Genomic DNA, 15,936 nt, shown 5'->3' with positions numbered 1-15,936 from the left:
GATGCGTAAAAAAAATCAAAATTTTGGGGTTGAGCTTGTAGAAGATAACCAGCAAATACAAGTATTGATTGATAATAAGCCAATTGGACATATTGAGAAGGCAGAGCGTGGTTTTGTTGGTTATTTTGGTCAACAGGCAGTTATTAATCAAGCTAAGAATCAAGATGACGCGCTTCAAGCTATTTTGGCAAGTTTTAACCTGTATCAATAATATTAATTATGACAAAAACCCTTATCATATCTGAATGATGAGGGTTTGTACATAAACGAGGTAACACCAATATGCAACAGATACCATCAAGACAAATGAGTAATCGCACCTCAGCTTCGGAATTAGACTGGGGTATTATTTTAGCACTCTTATTATTTATGATCATTGGTTTGAGTTCTGTTTATCAAGCAGCGCTGCATTCACAATACGGTACAGTACAAATGGCGGTGCGAACAACTATTGTGCAAGGACTCTTTTGGGTCATTGGTACAATAATCATATTGTTCTTACTGCGCTTTGATGCCTCACAGCTTTGGCGACTAGCGCCAGTGGCTTATGGTTTAGGTGTTTTCCTGCTTGTGGCAGTGTTGATTTTTTATAATAAACCAATGGCAGACGCCACTGGTGCTAAATCGTGGTTTGTATTAGGACCGATTTCCTTCCAACCGTCAGAGGTTGTTAAGCCCGCGTTTATTTTAATGATTAGTCGTGTGGTAGCAGAACATAATCGCCTATACGAACAACATGTCACAATGACTGATTGGCTCTTGTTGGGCAAAATGGCACTTTGGTTTCTGCCAATTGCTGCATTAATTGCTTTGCAAAATGACTTAGGGACTTTATTAGTATTTATTGCTATTTTCGGTGGCGTTGCACTGGTATCAGGCGTTACTTGGCGAATTTTAGCACCAGTGATTGCGGCTGCAGCAGTTGTCGGTGCGACGCTATTAACTTTGGTTACTTCAGCTACAGGCAAAGTCATTCTAGATGCGCTGGGCTTTAAATTATACCAATTTGATCGTATTCAAACTTGGTTGCATCCTGATCAAGACACGTCAGCTTCAGGTTATCAGACCTATCAAAGTTTAAAAGCGATTGGTTCTGGTCAGTTGACTGGAAATGGTTTTGGTCATCTGAAAGTTTATGTCCCCGTTCGAGAATCTGATATGATTTTTTCAGTTATTGGGGAGAGCTTTGGTTTTATCGGTGGCGCGTTATTGATTGCACTATATTTTGGATTGATTTACCTACTAATTCGCGCGACATTTAAGGCACAAAATGCTTTTTATGCTTATATTGCAACTGGTGTCGTCATGATGGTACTTTTCCATGTGTTTGAAAATATTGGTATGAGTATTGGATTGTTGCCACTAACCGGTATTCCATTACCTTTTATTTCACAAGGTGGCTCGTCACTACTTGGTAACCTAATTGGTGTTGGCTTAATATTAACCATAGGTTATCAGCAGCAAAATGCAACATTTACAGAATTGACAGGGTTTTCAATTTAATGGCTGAATTAGAAGATTTACAACAAAAAATGATTCGCCTGCGTCATAAAACGCGTGAGGGAGAAATTTTTCAATCGTTAGGGGAAAGCATAGCGGAATTGGTCGGTCATTTAGACCTAGTACCTGCAACATCCGTGATATTACCAAAAAATGATGATACGGTTCTGACATATATGCAGATGCATGGGCAACAACTACCGGATGATGATATACCATCAGAAAATTTGTCTGATGAGAGCATGATCACTGACGATGTTTTAATGGCGATAGCGGAGCAACTTGCGAATCCAGTGCCAAAATATCGTGATAATGGGGCTTTCGTTTTTCTAAGCGATATGATTCAAAAGAATTTAATTTCAGAAAAACAGATGTCGTGGTTAACTGATTATTTTGTATCAGACGAGCAACTGTTTGGCCACATATTTGAGCGCGCCAACGATGGTATTTATCGGCGTTCATTCAGCGTACTAATCCTGTCATTATTATTATTCATACAGCGCACTAAAAAATCATTTCTGACAGATAAACAAATGTCAAAAATCATTAATCAAGTGGCTTTATATGCCATTTTAGAGCGAGATACACGTGGCTTTATTGGCACCAATGGTTGGGCACATGCATTTACACATATTGGAAATGTTGTAGCTGAAATAATGATGATGCCTAAGTTAGTACGTGCTGATAAGTTATTTGTGTTAGCAAGCATGTTAGCTGGTTACCGTGAACTCAAGCAACCATTAATGATGGGTGAGACAGAACGTCTTGTTGAAGTTGTGATATACGCCGCTAATGCACATCGTTTGTATTGCGATTATGTGCTACTCACGTTAAAGTTATGGCGCAAGGACTTAGTTACGCGACAAAGTATTGCAACTGAGGCTAATTGGCATCAGTTGTATAATCGTACAAGATTTTTTCATGCTATCATTTTAAGTGGTGAACAAAATGTGCCAAAAATGATTTATGATTATGTAGAACAAACAAAAGGGTATCTGACTTAGGCAATATACCTTGCTTAATATTACTTAATTTTGGTATAATAAAATTTGGGGTAAAACTAATGAATAAAAAACATGTGGCTTTATTATTTGGCGGTAATTCATCAGAACACGACGTATCAAAACGTTCTGCTCAAAATTTTTATGATGCGATTATGGCAACAGGAAAATATGATATAACAGTTTTTGCTATCGCACAAAATGGTTATTTCTTGGACCCGGAAAGTTCTAAAAAAATATTGGCGTTAGCTGACGAACAACCGATTGTAGATGCTTATATGGCTAAAGTGGATGACACTGACCCGCTGGCACGCATTAAAGCTTTGCGCGACGGTGGCAATTTTGATATCTTTTTTCCAGTTGTGCATGGTAATTTAGGTGAAGATGGCACATTACAGGGGCTGTTTAGGCTATTAAACAAACCATATGTTGGTGCCCCTTTGCGTGGGCATGCGGTCAGTTTTGACAAAGTCCTAACTAAAGAATTACTAACCGTTAACCATATTCGTAATACAAATTACGTGGTGGTTGATACTAAAACAGCCAAAGACTGGACTTGGGATAAAATAACAGAAGAACTCGGCCCAGTTGTATTTGTCAAAGCGGCTAACCAAGGGTCATCTGTTGGTATTTCACGAGTCAAAAATGCAGTGGCATTTGAAGCAGCATTGGCAGATTCATTCCAATACGATTATAAAGTTTTGATCGAACAGGCTGTTAAAGGGCCACGAGAATTAGAAGTCGGTGTCATTGGTAACGAAGAGCCAATCGTATCAGAAATTGGGGCGCATACTGTTCCTGAACAGGGTGAAGGTGACGGCTGGTATGATTATAATAATAAATTTGTCGATAATTCAGCAGTTTACTTTGAAATTCCTGCTCAGCTACCAAAAGAGGTCACAGAAGAAGTCAAGAAAATGGCAATCGAATCTTATAAGGTCTTAAATTTGCGTGGTGAAGCACGTATGGACTTTTTGTTAGATGAAAACAACGTGCCTTATCTCGGTGAGCCAAACACATTACCTGGTTTTACTAATATGTCGTTGTTTAAGCGATTATGGGATTATTCAAATATTGATAATACAAAACTTGTCGACATGATGATTACATATGGCTTTGAGGAATTTGAAAAGAACGCACAATTGAGCTATAAATTTGTGACTTTGGGCGAAGAAAAGATAGGGAAATTTAACTAATGGTAAAGAACACTAGAAAAGATAATTTTGACGGTAAAGCAATTCGTGCAGCGCGTAAGAAAATGCGCTTATCACAAGTTGAGTTAGCTGATGGTATTACAACGCAAGCTACGATTTCGTTGGTTGAAAATCAAAATCGTGTGCCTAACGCCGATGTTTTGTTGGCCATACTCGATCGATTGAACTTAGATATATCAGAATTTGTATCGGGAGATTTCTTGACACAAAAAGCTAAAGAATTACTTGGTAAAGTCATTTTGCAAATGAAACATGATGCATTATCAGAATTTGCGGAATTTGAAAAGGCATTGAGCCAAAATCCACCTACAATTCAGGCATACTATATTTTGAAAGCAGCTGATGCTTGCTATAACAAGAAAGATTTTGAACAGGTTATTCATTTCACAGATTTAACTGTTGATAAGAAAACCCCATCTTTGGGTGATTTTTACTTATTTTATGCGTATCGTCAGATGGCAACGAGTTATTATTTGCAAGGAAATATCCAAGAAGCCAAAGATAAATTCAAATTGGCTTTTGAATTAGAACCGGATTTGTTAACAGCAAATGAATTAGAGTTTCATGGTGCATTGCAAGGTCGTCAATACTATGCTGAATTTTTGGTTGAACAAAATGAGCTTGATAAGGCAGCCGAATTACTAGAAGAGGGACTGTTGGCACTACGTAAACGCGTTGATTTGTTCTGGGTACCAGATTTGGGTGAGATGTTGGGAAACATTGAGAAAAAAAGAGGGAATGAACTTGCTGCACAGCGTAATTTACATTATGCACATATTGCGGCATTCTTGTCTAATCGTCAAGTTGCTGAGGAACGATTATCAGCATTAGATACAGTTCAATTTTAATTAAAATTGTAGTGAGCAATTAATTTGTGATAAAAAGCTGAAAGTTTAAAATAATTTTCGGCTTTTTTTGTTGTATTAAGAGCCAAATTAAAAAGCCAACTGCCATTCTTATTGATGAATGGCAGTTGGCTTTTTAGTTCAAAATGTTTTTGTACACTAATTCAAGGTAGTTAAGTGATATAATTTATCCACGAACAACTAAGACATCGACCTTTGCTGTTCGTGTAACGAATTCTGTTACAGAGCCAATAACTAGGCGTTCAACAGCATTTAAACCAGTAGCACCAATAACAATAATATCAGCGTTAACTTCGTTTGGCACATCTTTTGCGATCAATGCTTTTGGTGACCCATATTCAATCAAATAATCGACATTTTTAACACCAGCATCAAGTGCTTGTTGCTTGTAGCGATCAAGTGTCTTACGTGTTTCGTCTGAAACGGCTTCAACCATTGTGTCATCAAAGCTTGCCACGTTTTGGAAAGCACGTGTATCAATGATGTTCAAAATTGACAAAATACCACTATCACCAGCATCTTTGGTCAATTCAATGGCACGAACAAGTGCTGCTTCTGATTCCTTGGAACCATCCATAGGCACTAAAATGTTGTTGTAGTTTGCTGTCATGAGAATTCTCCTTTAGTTTGTTTATATAATAAGTATACCGCTTACATTGAAAAAATAATAGTATTTTGCCATTTGAATTTTATCGATACAAAAAAGCGCCTACAATTGTAGACGCACGGGACATGCCCGGAATACTCGTGGTACCGTTAATCGCTACGCAGGTTTTCCTCGGAAATGTCGAGGTGGTTGGTTCATCTCGTTCATCAGATTACCAAATGAAAGGGCAGATCTTGTGAGCCGGGAATTCCCATCCGTGAAATAAAGGTTGTAAGGAAAAAGCTGATGATGTAGCAATGCGTATACCTGGGTAATTCAATACATATTATAACGCTAAAACTGGGTCACGACCAGTCTTGACATTTTGCAAGAAAGCACTATTCTAATCCTTTTTGTTGTTGTCGTTTTAACGAATGATAAATCTCGCTGAATGATCGCTCGATTTTCGAATTGCCTTTGGGCTGAAAATAATTTGCTTGCTTGATACTATCAGGTAGATATTGTTGAGGCACCCAATCATTGTCAAAATCATGAGGATAAACATAAGTTGTCCCATGACCCAAATCGGCAGCGCCTTTATAGTGGGAATCTTTGAGATGGTTAGGAATATCTGATGTTTTACCAGTATTGATGTCACTTATTGCAGTGTCAATAGCTAAATAAGCAGCGTTTGATTTTGGTGAGAGGGCCAGTTCGATAATAGCGTTAGCGAAGGGAATACGTGCTTCAGGGAAGCCGAGGGATTGAGCAGCTTGGATTGCTGTGACAGCATGTTGTGCAGCTGCGGGGTTAGCCAAACCAATATCTTCATAAGCGATAACAGTTAGTCTTCGTGCTAAAATAGCTAGGTCACCAGACATAACAATGCGGGCGGCATAATGTAGTGCCGCGTCAACATCAGATCCACGAATAGATTTCTGTAGTGCAGAGATGACATCATAATGTGCATCACCATCTTTATCAGCGGAAAGCGCCTTGCGTTGGACGGTTTCTTCGATAATGGGTAATGTAATATGAATAATGTTATCATCGGTAGCCGGTTTGGTTGATAAAACAGCTAATTCTAAGCCGTTTAAGGCACTACGTAAATCACCATTTGTTGCACGTGATAAATGTGACATAGCGTTATCCTCGAGCACAACATCATACTCACCAAGACCGTTTTTTTTGTCAGCCAATGCACGCATAATAGCGGCTTGAATGTCTTCTTCAGTCAGTGGATTGACTTGGAAAATTTGTGTTCGAGATCTAATAGCAGGCGTAACATTAATGTATGGGTTTTCTGTTGTAGCACCGATGAGAATGATGCTACCAGATTCTAGATGTGGTAATAAAAAATCCTGTTTCACTTTATTTAAACGGTGAATTTCATCGAGTAATAGCACAACTGTGCCTGACATTTTTGCTTCTTCGGCGACAATTTGCAGGTCTTTTTGACTGTCTGTTGCAGCGTTTAACATGCGAAAAGCGTATTTAGAAGACCCTGCAATGGCTGAGGCAATTGAAGTTTTTCCGGTTCCGGGTGGGCCATATAATATCATGGAACTTAGCCGCATCGCATCAACCATTCGTCTGATAATTTTTCCTTCACCGACTAAGTGTGTTTGACCAACAATGTCTTCAATTTTAGTAGGACGCATACGATATGCAAGAGGTTGCTGCATAATATTAAAAGGATCACTAGTTATTAGATAACTGTTAGTTAGGTTATAAACAGTTTGCCTAATAGCATGGCGAACGCACTCCTTTCTGTCAAGAGTTTCAATTTGAATTAACTTAAGTAAATATGATCAATATTGATTGCCGTATCAGCTGCTAATAAAACAGCAATAGGATCATCTTCCTGCGAAGATTCATCTGCGTGAGATAATAATGTAAAAGGGTGTTTTGTACGTGTAGCGATGGTAACATATGTTGTGAAATTATCTTCGGCAAGTTGCTGATTAATTAATACTTTACCGATACTGTGAGATCTTAGAGCTGCTTCAAATTTTGCTTGAATTTGAGCATTATTGAGTTGTGATGCCTTTACTGCCACAATTACGCGTTCGCGAAAGGTGCCAAGATAGTGCCGTTGTTCATCTGGATTAATTTGTGAGTGACCGCCACGCTGGTCTTGTTGTATGCGTTCGTTGATATCCATAGATTTTCTCCATTGCGTTTTGATAAGTCTATTATACGTTATATTCAAATGGCAATACAAACAAAAGAAAAACGCCACCGGAGGGTGACGTTTCAACCAAATGAATTAAGATATTAACCCAAACGGTTATAGTATTCGACGATCAATGCTTCATTGATGTCAGCATCTAATTCTTCACGTTCTGGCAAACGAACTAATGAACCTTCAAGCTTTTCAGAATCAAATGAAACGAATTGTGGATGTGCCACAACTGATTCAACAGCTACTTGGATAGGAACAATAGTTTTTGACTTATCACGAACTGAGATAATTTGACCAGGTGTTACACTGAATGAAGGAATATCAACGCGCTTACCATCAACTAAAATATGACCATGGTTTACTAATTGACGTGCTTGTTGGCGCGTTGTAGCCAAACCTAAACGGTAAACAAGTGAGTCTAAACGTTGTTCCAACAAGATCATGAAGTTAGTACCGTGTGTACCCTTACGAATCTTACCAGCTTTGTTAAACAAAGAATGGAATTGACGTTCAGTCAAACCATAAGTGAAACGCAACTTTTGCTTTTCACGCAATTGTGTACCATATTCAGAAACCTTAGCACGGCGACCAGCACCGTGATCACCAGGTGCGTAGGCACGACGTGATAATTCTTTTCCAGTACCAGACAATGAAACGCCTAAGCGACGTGAGATACGCCACTTTGGACCTGTATAACGTGACATGTATATGTCCTCCAAAATGTAATTTGTCGCACTTTGAGGGGTAAGCACCAGATGCGTGCAGCGCCGAACTTGACGTTTCTCAGAACCAGTAGCTATGGCCTTACTAACGATTTGGGGCGTTGTTGACGCGCTTCTTTGCTTACTGCTACTCAATTAACAACTTCTTTCAATAATAACAGAAAGTGCGCTAATAAGCAAGTTATTAAGAAAGGTGTAAAGCATTTTAGATTTGTCAAAAAAATACACATATTCGGCATTACCTAAGGTGGCGTGATAGAATAGAGTTATCAATAAAACTGGGATAAAAACACATGAATTTAACGATATTAGCAGTTGTTTTAGGTATTGTTGTCATTGCATATTTGGCGATTTTTGTCATGCAGCGTACAACGATAAGCAAAGTTAACACATTTAAAACTAAAAAAGAGCAATTAGAGTCTTTGAAAGTTCGCGAGGAATTGGTTGAAGGCCGTAAATTAGCGTTAACTGGACAATCTTTGAAAGAATATCAGAGTTTAGAAAGTGCTTTTAATGATGTTAAGAACAATAAGTTTTTAAAAATTGATCAACAGGTCAACCTTGTACTTTTTGAGGCGCGTGGGATTAATTTTATTAAAACACGGCATGAATTAATTCGCCTGGAATCTATGGTGGATGACACGGAAAATACAATTAATTCAGTGCGTAGTGGTTTAACAGAATTAAAGAAAATTAACGAAGCGCATCGTGAAGCCATTAATGATTTGAAAAAGAAGTACGATGATTTACGCAAACGATTGTTGGCTGAAAATTTCAAGTTTGGTCCAGCAAACCAAGAACTAGATAAATTTTTAAAACAGCTTGAAGCTGATTATGATGAATTTACGCGTTTGACAGAAGAAGGCGATCACGCCACAGCTTCAGATATATATGAACAACTTGCCATGGAAACAACTCAAATGGAAAATATGATGGCTGATATTCCGGCGTTGTTTGAAAAATTAGATACGGTGTATGTTGACCAATTGAATGAATTAGTTCAAGGGCATGCTGACTTAGTTGAAAAAGGGTATGTTTTTCCAAATGACACACTTGAACAAGAATTACATGCGATTGATGAGCAGAGACAACAAGTATTGCAATTACTAGGTGAATTAAAGTTAAAAGAAGTTTCAGAACAAAATGGTTACATTCAACGGCGTATCGAAACATTATACGATATGATGGAAACAGAAATTAGTGCACGGAAGCAAGTGGTTAAGAATGCCGAACAGTTATCTTCAACCCTATTGCGATTACGTGAACAAAATAGTCAATTAGCGTTAGAATTGGATCAGTTAGGGCAAAGTTTTCAATTTAATCATAAGGAACTAGAGACCAGACGATCATTATTAGAACAAATTAATGCTTTAGAAGAACAAGTTAATCACAATGACGATTTACTTGAAGCTTCTGAAATGTCATCTAGTGAATTAAGAGCTAAACAAGATGGTCAATTGCAACACTTTTCTGAAATCGAGGCGCAACAAGTTGAAATTTGGGAAAAAATATCAGGACTTGAAAAAGCCCAACATTCTGCACGACAGCTTGGCGGCGAATATCAACATCAAATTGAAGATATCAAACAGGCTGTTGAGCGTATGAATTTACCAGGATTACCTGCTAGTTATTTAGAATATTTCTTTGCTGTATCTAATGAATTAGAAAGACTGGCAAAATCTTTACAGGCACACCTAATCGATATGGACGAGGTGCAGCGACAACTTAATATTGTTTCGGCAGATATTGATACACTAAAAGAAAAGACAAATACATTAGTTGATCAAGCGGCATTGACGGAGCAGTTGTTACAATATGCTAATCGTTACCGGACGACAAGTGATCGTGTGGCCGCGGCTAGTGCACAAGCACGCATGTTCTATGAGCGTGATTATAATTTTGATAAAGCGATGGACGTTTTGGGGCCGGCACTGGATAGTGTTGAACCTGGAATTTATGAAAAATTGGTTGAATCATATTTACGTCGTAAGACACCGTTGCTATAATAAATTAACCCCGAAAATTATTTTCGGGGTTTTCTGGTCATAAGGGAAAATGAAGACAATCGAAAACTATCAAACAATCACAACAGAACGTCTACTACTCAGAAATGTTTTGTTAACTGACGCACCACAAATGTATCATTGGTTAAGTGATGAAACCACTGTTAAATGGCTATCTGGTCAGTTGAGTCATAGCATCAAAGATGTTGAAAACCTGGCGATTAAAGGTTATTTTTGGCAAGACGTTGTAGGGACTAAAAAATATGGCATTGCTTTACGCAATACCAATGAACTTATTGGCAGTGTTGATTTCCGCCAAAAAGAAGATAACCAGACTGCTGAAATAGGTTACGTTTTAACGCCAGCACAGCGGGGACAGGGTTTTATGCATGAAGCCATATGTGAATTACTAACAATTGGTTTTGATGAATTGGGTTTAAATCTCATTTGGTTAAGTCATGACATTGATAATATTCAAAGTCGCCATGTGGCTGAACGTTTGGGTTTTAAACAACGAGAAACGACAGATAATCAAGGACATTTAATTTGGTCAATGACACATGAATTATATAATAATCAAAAATAAAAAAGTAGCCGGAATATTCCGGCTACTTTTTTTATTTTATGATAGCTTTGAATGACGGATACCATAGGCAAAGTACCAAATAATACCTAGAACCAACCAGATACTAAACAGCTCTAGTGTTTCGACGGGTAATTTTGTAATCAGTAGTAAACTGATCACGCCTGCAATAAATGGTACTAAAGGATAACCGGGTACTTTAAAGCCGTCATGTGACAGGTCCTTGCGCCTACGTAATATTAGAATACCAAAATTAATGAACATGAAGGCCAATAATGTGCCAGCATTAATTAGGCTAGCTAATGTGTTCAATGGGATTAGACCGGCAAAAATCGATTCAACAATCACGGCAAGAATTAATGCATTGACTGGTAACCGTGAGCCTGCTGATATTTTACCTAAACTGCGTGGTAGTAAGCCATCACGACCAAATGAGTAGGTGAGTCGCGATGACGCATAAACCAGCGCTAGAATAGCGGTGAACATACCGACAAGAGCGCCTACGGTAATAACAACAGAGAATTGTGTTTGGTGAATAGCTTGTAAAGCAAACGCAGCAGGGTCATCAACGCCAAGTTTTTTGTAGTTCACGATACCTGTTAGAACGATTGAGAACAGGACGTAAAGTAAGGCTGAAATAATAACTGTACCGATAATCCCACGAGCCATTGTTTTTTGTGGGTTTTTCACTTCGGCAGCATGTGCTGCAATTGTATCAAAACCAAGAAAAGCGAAGATGATACTTGCAGTGGCTGCCCATATGCCGTTTAACCCACCAAAACCAGAATGGAATTCTTTGGGATAAAAGGGTACATAATTTGTATGTTTGATGAAAAATGAGCCACCGATAATAAATAGTGCAAGAATGACAACTTTTAAGATAACGGCACCATTTTCAATTTTTTTGGAAGCATTTAAACCACGTGATAAGATAACAGTAACTAGCAAGATAATTAAGACGGCGAATAAATTAATAACACCACCTTCCATTGGGCCGGCTAGAAGAGACTTTGGCATATGAATGCCAAATGTGATTAATAAATTACCTAGGTAAGCAGAAAAACCAGTCGCAATAGCGGAAACAGCTAGAAAATATTCTAAAATTAGAGACCAACCTAATAACCAACCAATAATTTCACCGTAAACAACTGTGCCATAAGAATAAGCAGAACCAGCAACTGGCATAGCGGATGAAAACTCAGCAAATGCCATACCTGATAGCCCTGAAAATATAGCTGCAATTAAGAAGGCGACAGATACGGCCGGACCTGCATTTTGTGCAGCTTCATGACCGGGCAAAATAAATATACCGGTACCGATGACTGTACCAACGCCCAAGCCAATCAAATCTCTTGTGGTTAAAACACGTGCCATATGAGAATCTGCACGGATATAACTATCAACAGATTCTCGTTTAAATGCTCTCGAAAAGATGGACATAAAGTTTCTCCCATATTATTTTAATTTAATCATAACTATTATTTTAACAATTTAAGCACTGAATGTCTAACTTTGAATGGTAAGATACGTTACAATAGAAAAAGTAAGGAATGAGGGTAAATGAAAAATAATAAAGTCTTTGTAATTACAGGCGCAACCGGTGTCGGTAAGACAACAATTGCACGATATTTACAAGATAATTATCGTATGCCACGGGTTATTACCCATACAACGCGTGCACCTCGTGATAGAGAAATAGATGGCGTGTCCTACTATTTCGAAGATAAGGTCTCCTTTGAAAAGAAACATTTTCTGGAGCGTGTGAAATATGCGGGTTCACAATACGGTTCTTCATATGAAGGCCTTGAGTTGGCATGGCAAAAAAATCCATACATTACCATCGTATTAGACACTGCTGGTGCAATCACCTACGCCAAAGAGTTAAGAGAACAAGCTGTAATTATTTTTGTGACTGTTACTAGCCCTGATGTTTTAGTGGAACGGGTTCAAGTTCGTGGGGATGATCCTACTTCTGTTAAAAAAAGGGTCGCGTCTCCTGAATTTTTGCGTGATGTCACATTACCAACTGCATTGCAACATATTGCCTATGAACTAGAGAATGATGATTGGTCACGCACAAAGGTCCGGCTTGATTTACTTGTCAATGATATTATGAATGGCCGTAGTATTCCTCAAAAAGGATCACTTTAAATGAGCTAATTCATATTAGTTATCAACATGATGAATTAGTTTTTTCAGATATAACTAGCACATTACGATTTTTATTTGACAATCATATTAAAAAATATTATAATTATCTCATAAAAATGTTGAAGGTTTTTAACAAATGACAAACATGCGTAAAAAAAACTCAAATAAATTTTACTTTTGGTATTTCGGATAGTCGTCTGGTTACCAAGAGCATTTTGCAATGGTATTCAGATGGCAACAACCATCGAATGCCGCAGTGAGTTCAACTATAGAACTAACGCACATTCGGAATGGTCCGTATGTGCGTTTTTTGTTAGATTAGAAATTAGGAGAAAAAATATGCCCGTAGTAAAACAAACACTATTAACAGGACTAAATCATAATCTGGAACGTGTTCAGCCAAGTGCCATCCGTGCTTTTGATAATGAAGTCAGCACAATTCCTAGTATTTTAAAGTTAACACTTGGTGAACCAGACTTTAATGTCCCCGAGCATATCAAACAGGCCGCTGTCAGGTCTATTTTAGAAAATGATTCACACTATGCTGCTTCAAATGGTACGATGGCGGTTCGTAAAGCAGCAACGCATTTCTTAAAGGATCGTTATGATGTCACGTACGATGCTGCAAGTGAAATCATTGTAACAGTTGGCGCAACAGAAGCAATCTACACTGTACTCACCTCGTTACTAAATGAGGGGGATAAGGTCATCTTACCAACACCAATATTCCCGCTATACATACCTATTACATTGGTTGGCGGTGGTGAGCCTGTATTTATTGATACGTCTAGCAACGATTTTGTTTTGAGTCCAGAAATGTTAAAGCAAACGATCAAAACGCATGGAGATAGTATTAAAGCCATTGTATTAAACTTTCCTTCAAATCCAACCGGTGTCACGTATAGTGCACAAGAGATTAAGGCGCTTGCTGATGTTCTGCGTGACACTAATATTGTTATTATTTCAGATGAAATATATTCCGAACTAACCTATGAAACAACCCATGTTTCAATGGCCCAGTACTTACCTGAACAAACGATTATTTTAAATGGTGTATCTAAATCCCATGCAATGACTGGCTATCGTATCGGTTTTTTAGCAGCACCAGCCGAGTTAGTGACCAAGTTGAGTCTGATTCACCAATTTACAATTACAACAGCTAATAATACTGCTATGGCGGCGGCAGCCGAAGCTTTGGGAACCGAAGCTGGCCGTCAAGATACACTGGCGATGAAGGCGGCTTATCAAGAGCGTCGTGACTTTGTTTATCAAACAATGATCAACCTAGGATTTACAATACCAAGACCAGCAGGCGCTTTTTATATTTTTGCTAAAATACCAGCAGGGTATCATCAGGACGATTTTGAATTTGCACGTGATTTGGCGGTTAAAAATAAACTGGCAGTAGTGCCAGGAAGCGCTTTTGGTCCGGGAGGTGAAGGGTATATTCGTCTGAGTTATGCAGCATCATTAGCTACTTTACAAGATGCGATGTCACGATTGAATGATTATCTTAAAGATAACCGCCAAGCCTAAAATTTTAATGATGGGCGTGTGAGACGATGAAAAACTTGCCATTCATGCTCGAGCAGCAAACATGATAGCAGTTGATTTATATTCAGCGTCAATAGTATTACTAAAGACAGTAGATTTTAAACACATAAAAAGAATGATGTTATTAGTCAACAATTTGAACATGAAGTATAACTAAGCGCTTTTTGCGCATACATATTAATGAGGACAAATGGATGAGTAAAATGATACAAAATACGGTAAAGCCTGTGCAAAATAAACGGTCATATCGTGTTCGGGAATTTATTGTGACTGTTTTAAATGGCACGAGCTTAGGTATTGTTATTACATTAATACCCAGTGCCTTAGTTAGCCAGTTACTTTTACTATTCGCAGGTAATCCTGTGGCGGCTAAAGTTGCTTTTATGACAACGCTTATTCAGAGTACTTTACCACTCGTGGCTGGTTTTGCAGTTGGACAAATATTCAAGTTATCCCCGATTGATTCGGGTTCTATAGCATTAGCTATATTTGTATCATCGGGTGTTGTTACACAAACAAAATCCGGCATGATTATTGGTGGTACTGGTGTTATCTTAAATATTTTACTCGTTGCAATTATTGCAACAGCACTTGTTAAGTTGACTGAAAACTTGTTTGGACACTTGAAAATGTTATTACAGCCATTAGTTGTTCTAATGATTGCCGGGGGCATTGGATTAGCAACGTTAGACCCATTGCGCCAAGTTCAAATGGTTATTGGTATGACGGTCGCGTATGCAACAGATCTTACGCCGATAGTTCTTGGTGCAGTACTGGGCGGTGTTTTTGCCTTTTTAATTGTGTCACCGTTGTCATCAGTTGGTATTGCGATGGCTATTAATTTAACTGGTATCGGGTCGGGTGCTGCTAATGCAGGTATTGTCGTTGCGAGCTTTACTCTAGCTGCAATGGGTGCGCAAGTTAATCCTCTTGGTGGGACTTTGGCACACTTTATTGGCTCGCCCAAAATACAAATGGCTAACATGTTAACAAAACCAAAACTATTTATTCCCACAACAATTGGGGCAATGATTATGGGCGTCGTGGCAACTCTTTTCGGTGTTAAGGGCACACCAGCTTCGGCAGGGTTTGGTTTTTCGGGTCTGATTGGTCCCTTAACCGCATTTACTTTATCAGATGGGTCGGTTAGTGCTATATTTAGTATCTTAACAACGTTTGTTGTCTTACCTGTTATATTGGCGTTTTTCTTAAAATGGTTATTTATGACAAGGTTTAAGCTGATTAAACCTGATGACTTGAAGCTAACGTTACAATAAAACCTTAAGGAAAGGTAAAGGAAAAACCAGGAAAGCGAATAAGAGAAAAGGGGGAAGAAAAAAAGGGGGATAAAAAGCGAACGAAAGGAAAAGAAGCGAGGCGAAAGAGGGGTGAAAAAAGGACGAGGAAAAAGGGGGTGAAGAAAGTAGTTGACGGGAGGGCGGGAAGTTGGTATATTAGTATATGTTCTTACGAAGGACGCGAGGCGAAAGAGGCAATTAATTCAAGAAGATCTGAGAAGAGATTGAAAAGAAGTAGTTGACAAAGGGAACTGAGCGTGGTAAGATAATATA

At 38.4% G+C, this 15,936-nt stretch carries 15 protein-coding genes; 10 read left to right on the top strand and 5 right to left on the bottom strand.

From position 1 onward, the window contains the following. Position 1 precedes the first annotated feature (1 nt). From JOD28_RS05945 to JOD28_RS05925, 5 genes are all read left to right on the top strand, one after another. The gene (locus JOD28_RS05945; RefSeq protein WP_204769921.1) at positions 2-211 is read left to right on the top strand and encodes a DUF2969 family protein; all 210 of its coding nucleotides are present in this window, start codon (positions 2-4) and stop codon (positions 209-211) included. Positions 212-282: 71 nt separating this feature from the next. Then, positions 283-1,503 (top strand): FtsW/RodA/SpoVE family cell cycle protein, encoded by a 1,221-nt coding sequence (locus JOD28_RS05940; RefSeq protein WP_204769920.1) that lies wholly within the window; start codon positions 283-285, stop codon positions 1,501-1,503. Beyond that, positions 1,503-2,504 carry a DUF2785 domain-containing protein gene (locus tag JOD28_RS05935; protein WP_204769919.1) on the top strand — a complete coding sequence of 334 codons (1,002 nt, stop codon included), beginning with the start codon at positions 1,503-1,505 and terminating at the stop codon, positions 2,502-2,504. Before JOD28_RS05940 ends, JOD28_RS05935 begins: the two co-directional genes overlap by 1 nt. A gap of 59 nt (positions 2,505-2,563) precedes the next feature. Beyond that, positions 2,564-3,697, top strand: coding sequence for a D-alanine--D-alanine ligase family protein (locus tag JOD28_RS05930; RefSeq protein WP_204769918.1), 1,134 nt, complete (start codon positions 2,564-2,566; stop codon positions 3,695-3,697). Next, positions 3,697-4,563: a helix-turn-helix domain-containing protein gene (locus JOD28_RS05925; RefSeq protein ID WP_204769917.1), complete on the top strand. Its 867-nt coding sequence runs from the start codon at positions 3,697-3,699 to the stop codon at positions 4,561-4,563. Before JOD28_RS05930 ends, JOD28_RS05925 begins: the two co-directional genes overlap by 1 nt. Positions 4,564-4,747: 184 nt before the next feature. On the opposite strand, the gene JOD28_RS05920 is transcribed toward JOD28_RS05925, so the two are convergent. The 4 genes from JOD28_RS05920 to rpsD form a co-directional block, all read right to left on the bottom strand. Further along, entirely contained in the window at positions 4,748-5,191 is a 444-nt protein-coding gene (locus tag JOD28_RS05920) for a universal stress protein (protein WP_204769916.1), read from the bottom strand. 374 nt (positions 5,192-5,565) lie between these two features. After that, entirely contained in the window at positions 5,566-6,852 is a 1,287-nt protein-coding gene (locus JOD28_RS05915; protein ID WP_204769915.1) for a replication-associated recombination protein A, read from the bottom strand. Positions 6,853-6,959: 107 nt separating this feature from the next. Next, entirely contained in the window at positions 6,960-7,331 is a 372-nt protein-coding gene (locus JOD28_RS05910) for a DUF1694 domain-containing protein (protein WP_204769914.1), read from the bottom strand. Positions 7,332-7,444: 113 nt separating this feature from the next. Next, complete coding sequence (rpsD, locus tag JOD28_RS05905) at positions 7,445-8,056, bottom strand: 30S ribosomal protein S4 (RefSeq protein WP_204769913.1); 612 nt, start codon at positions 8,054-8,056, stop codon at positions 7,445-7,447. 311 nt (positions 8,057-8,367) lie between these two features. On the opposite strand from rpsD, the gene ezrA reads away from it, so the two are divergent. Both ezrA and JOD28_RS05895 read left to right on the top strand, forming a co-directional pair. Beyond that, positions 8,368-10,080, top strand: coding sequence for a septation ring formation regulator EzrA (gene ezrA, locus JOD28_RS05900; RefSeq protein WP_204769912.1), 1,713 nt, complete (start codon positions 8,368-8,370; stop codon positions 10,078-10,080). Positions 10,081-10,129: 49 nt separating this feature from the next. Further along, complete coding sequence (locus JOD28_RS05895) at positions 10,130-10,663, top strand: GNAT family N-acetyltransferase (protein WP_204769911.1); 534 nt, start codon at positions 10,130-10,132, stop codon at positions 10,661-10,663. A 36-nt stretch (positions 10,664-10,699) separates the two neighbouring features. Here JOD28_RS05895 and JOD28_RS05890 read toward each other — a convergent pair whose 3' ends face one another. Continuing rightward, on the bottom strand, positions 10,700-12,100 hold the full coding sequence (locus JOD28_RS05890; RefSeq protein ID WP_204769910.1) for an APC family permease: 1,401 nt from the start codon (positions 12,098-12,100) through the stop codon (positions 10,700-10,702). Between the two features lie 120 nt (positions 12,101-12,220). On the opposite strand from JOD28_RS05890, the gene JOD28_RS05885 reads away from it, so the two are divergent. The 3 genes from JOD28_RS05885 to JOD28_RS05875 all read left to right on the top strand — a co-directional run bounded on the left by JOD28_RS05885 (position 12,221) and on the right by JOD28_RS05875 (position 15,642). Beyond that, positions 12,221-12,811: a nucleoside/nucleotide kinase family protein gene (locus JOD28_RS05885; RefSeq protein ID WP_204769909.1), complete on the top strand. Its 591-nt coding sequence runs from the start codon at positions 12,221-12,223 to the stop codon at positions 12,809-12,811. 339 nt (positions 12,812-13,150) lie between these two features. Next, a complete protein-coding gene (locus JOD28_RS05880; protein WP_204769908.1) occupies positions 13,151-14,347 on the top strand; it encodes an aminotransferase class I/II-fold pyridoxal phosphate-dependent enzyme in 1,197 nt (398 codons plus the stop codon). Between the two features lie 221 nt (positions 14,348-14,568). Continuing rightward, positions 14,569-15,642 (top strand): PTS sugar transporter subunit IIC, encoded by a 1,074-nt coding sequence (locus tag JOD28_RS05875; RefSeq protein WP_204770012.1) that lies wholly within the window; start codon positions 14,569-14,571, stop codon positions 15,640-15,642. The last annotated feature ends 294 nt before the right edge of the window (positions 15,643-15,936 follow it).

This window comes from Leuconostoc rapi, from assembly GCF_016908715.1.
GTDB classification, from domain to species: Bacteria; Bacillota; Bacilli; order Lactobacillales; family Lactobacillaceae; genus Leuconostoc; species Leuconostoc rapi.
Note: the sequence above shows the minus strand (reverse complement) of the source record. Positions and strands in the feature narration are given on the sequence as shown.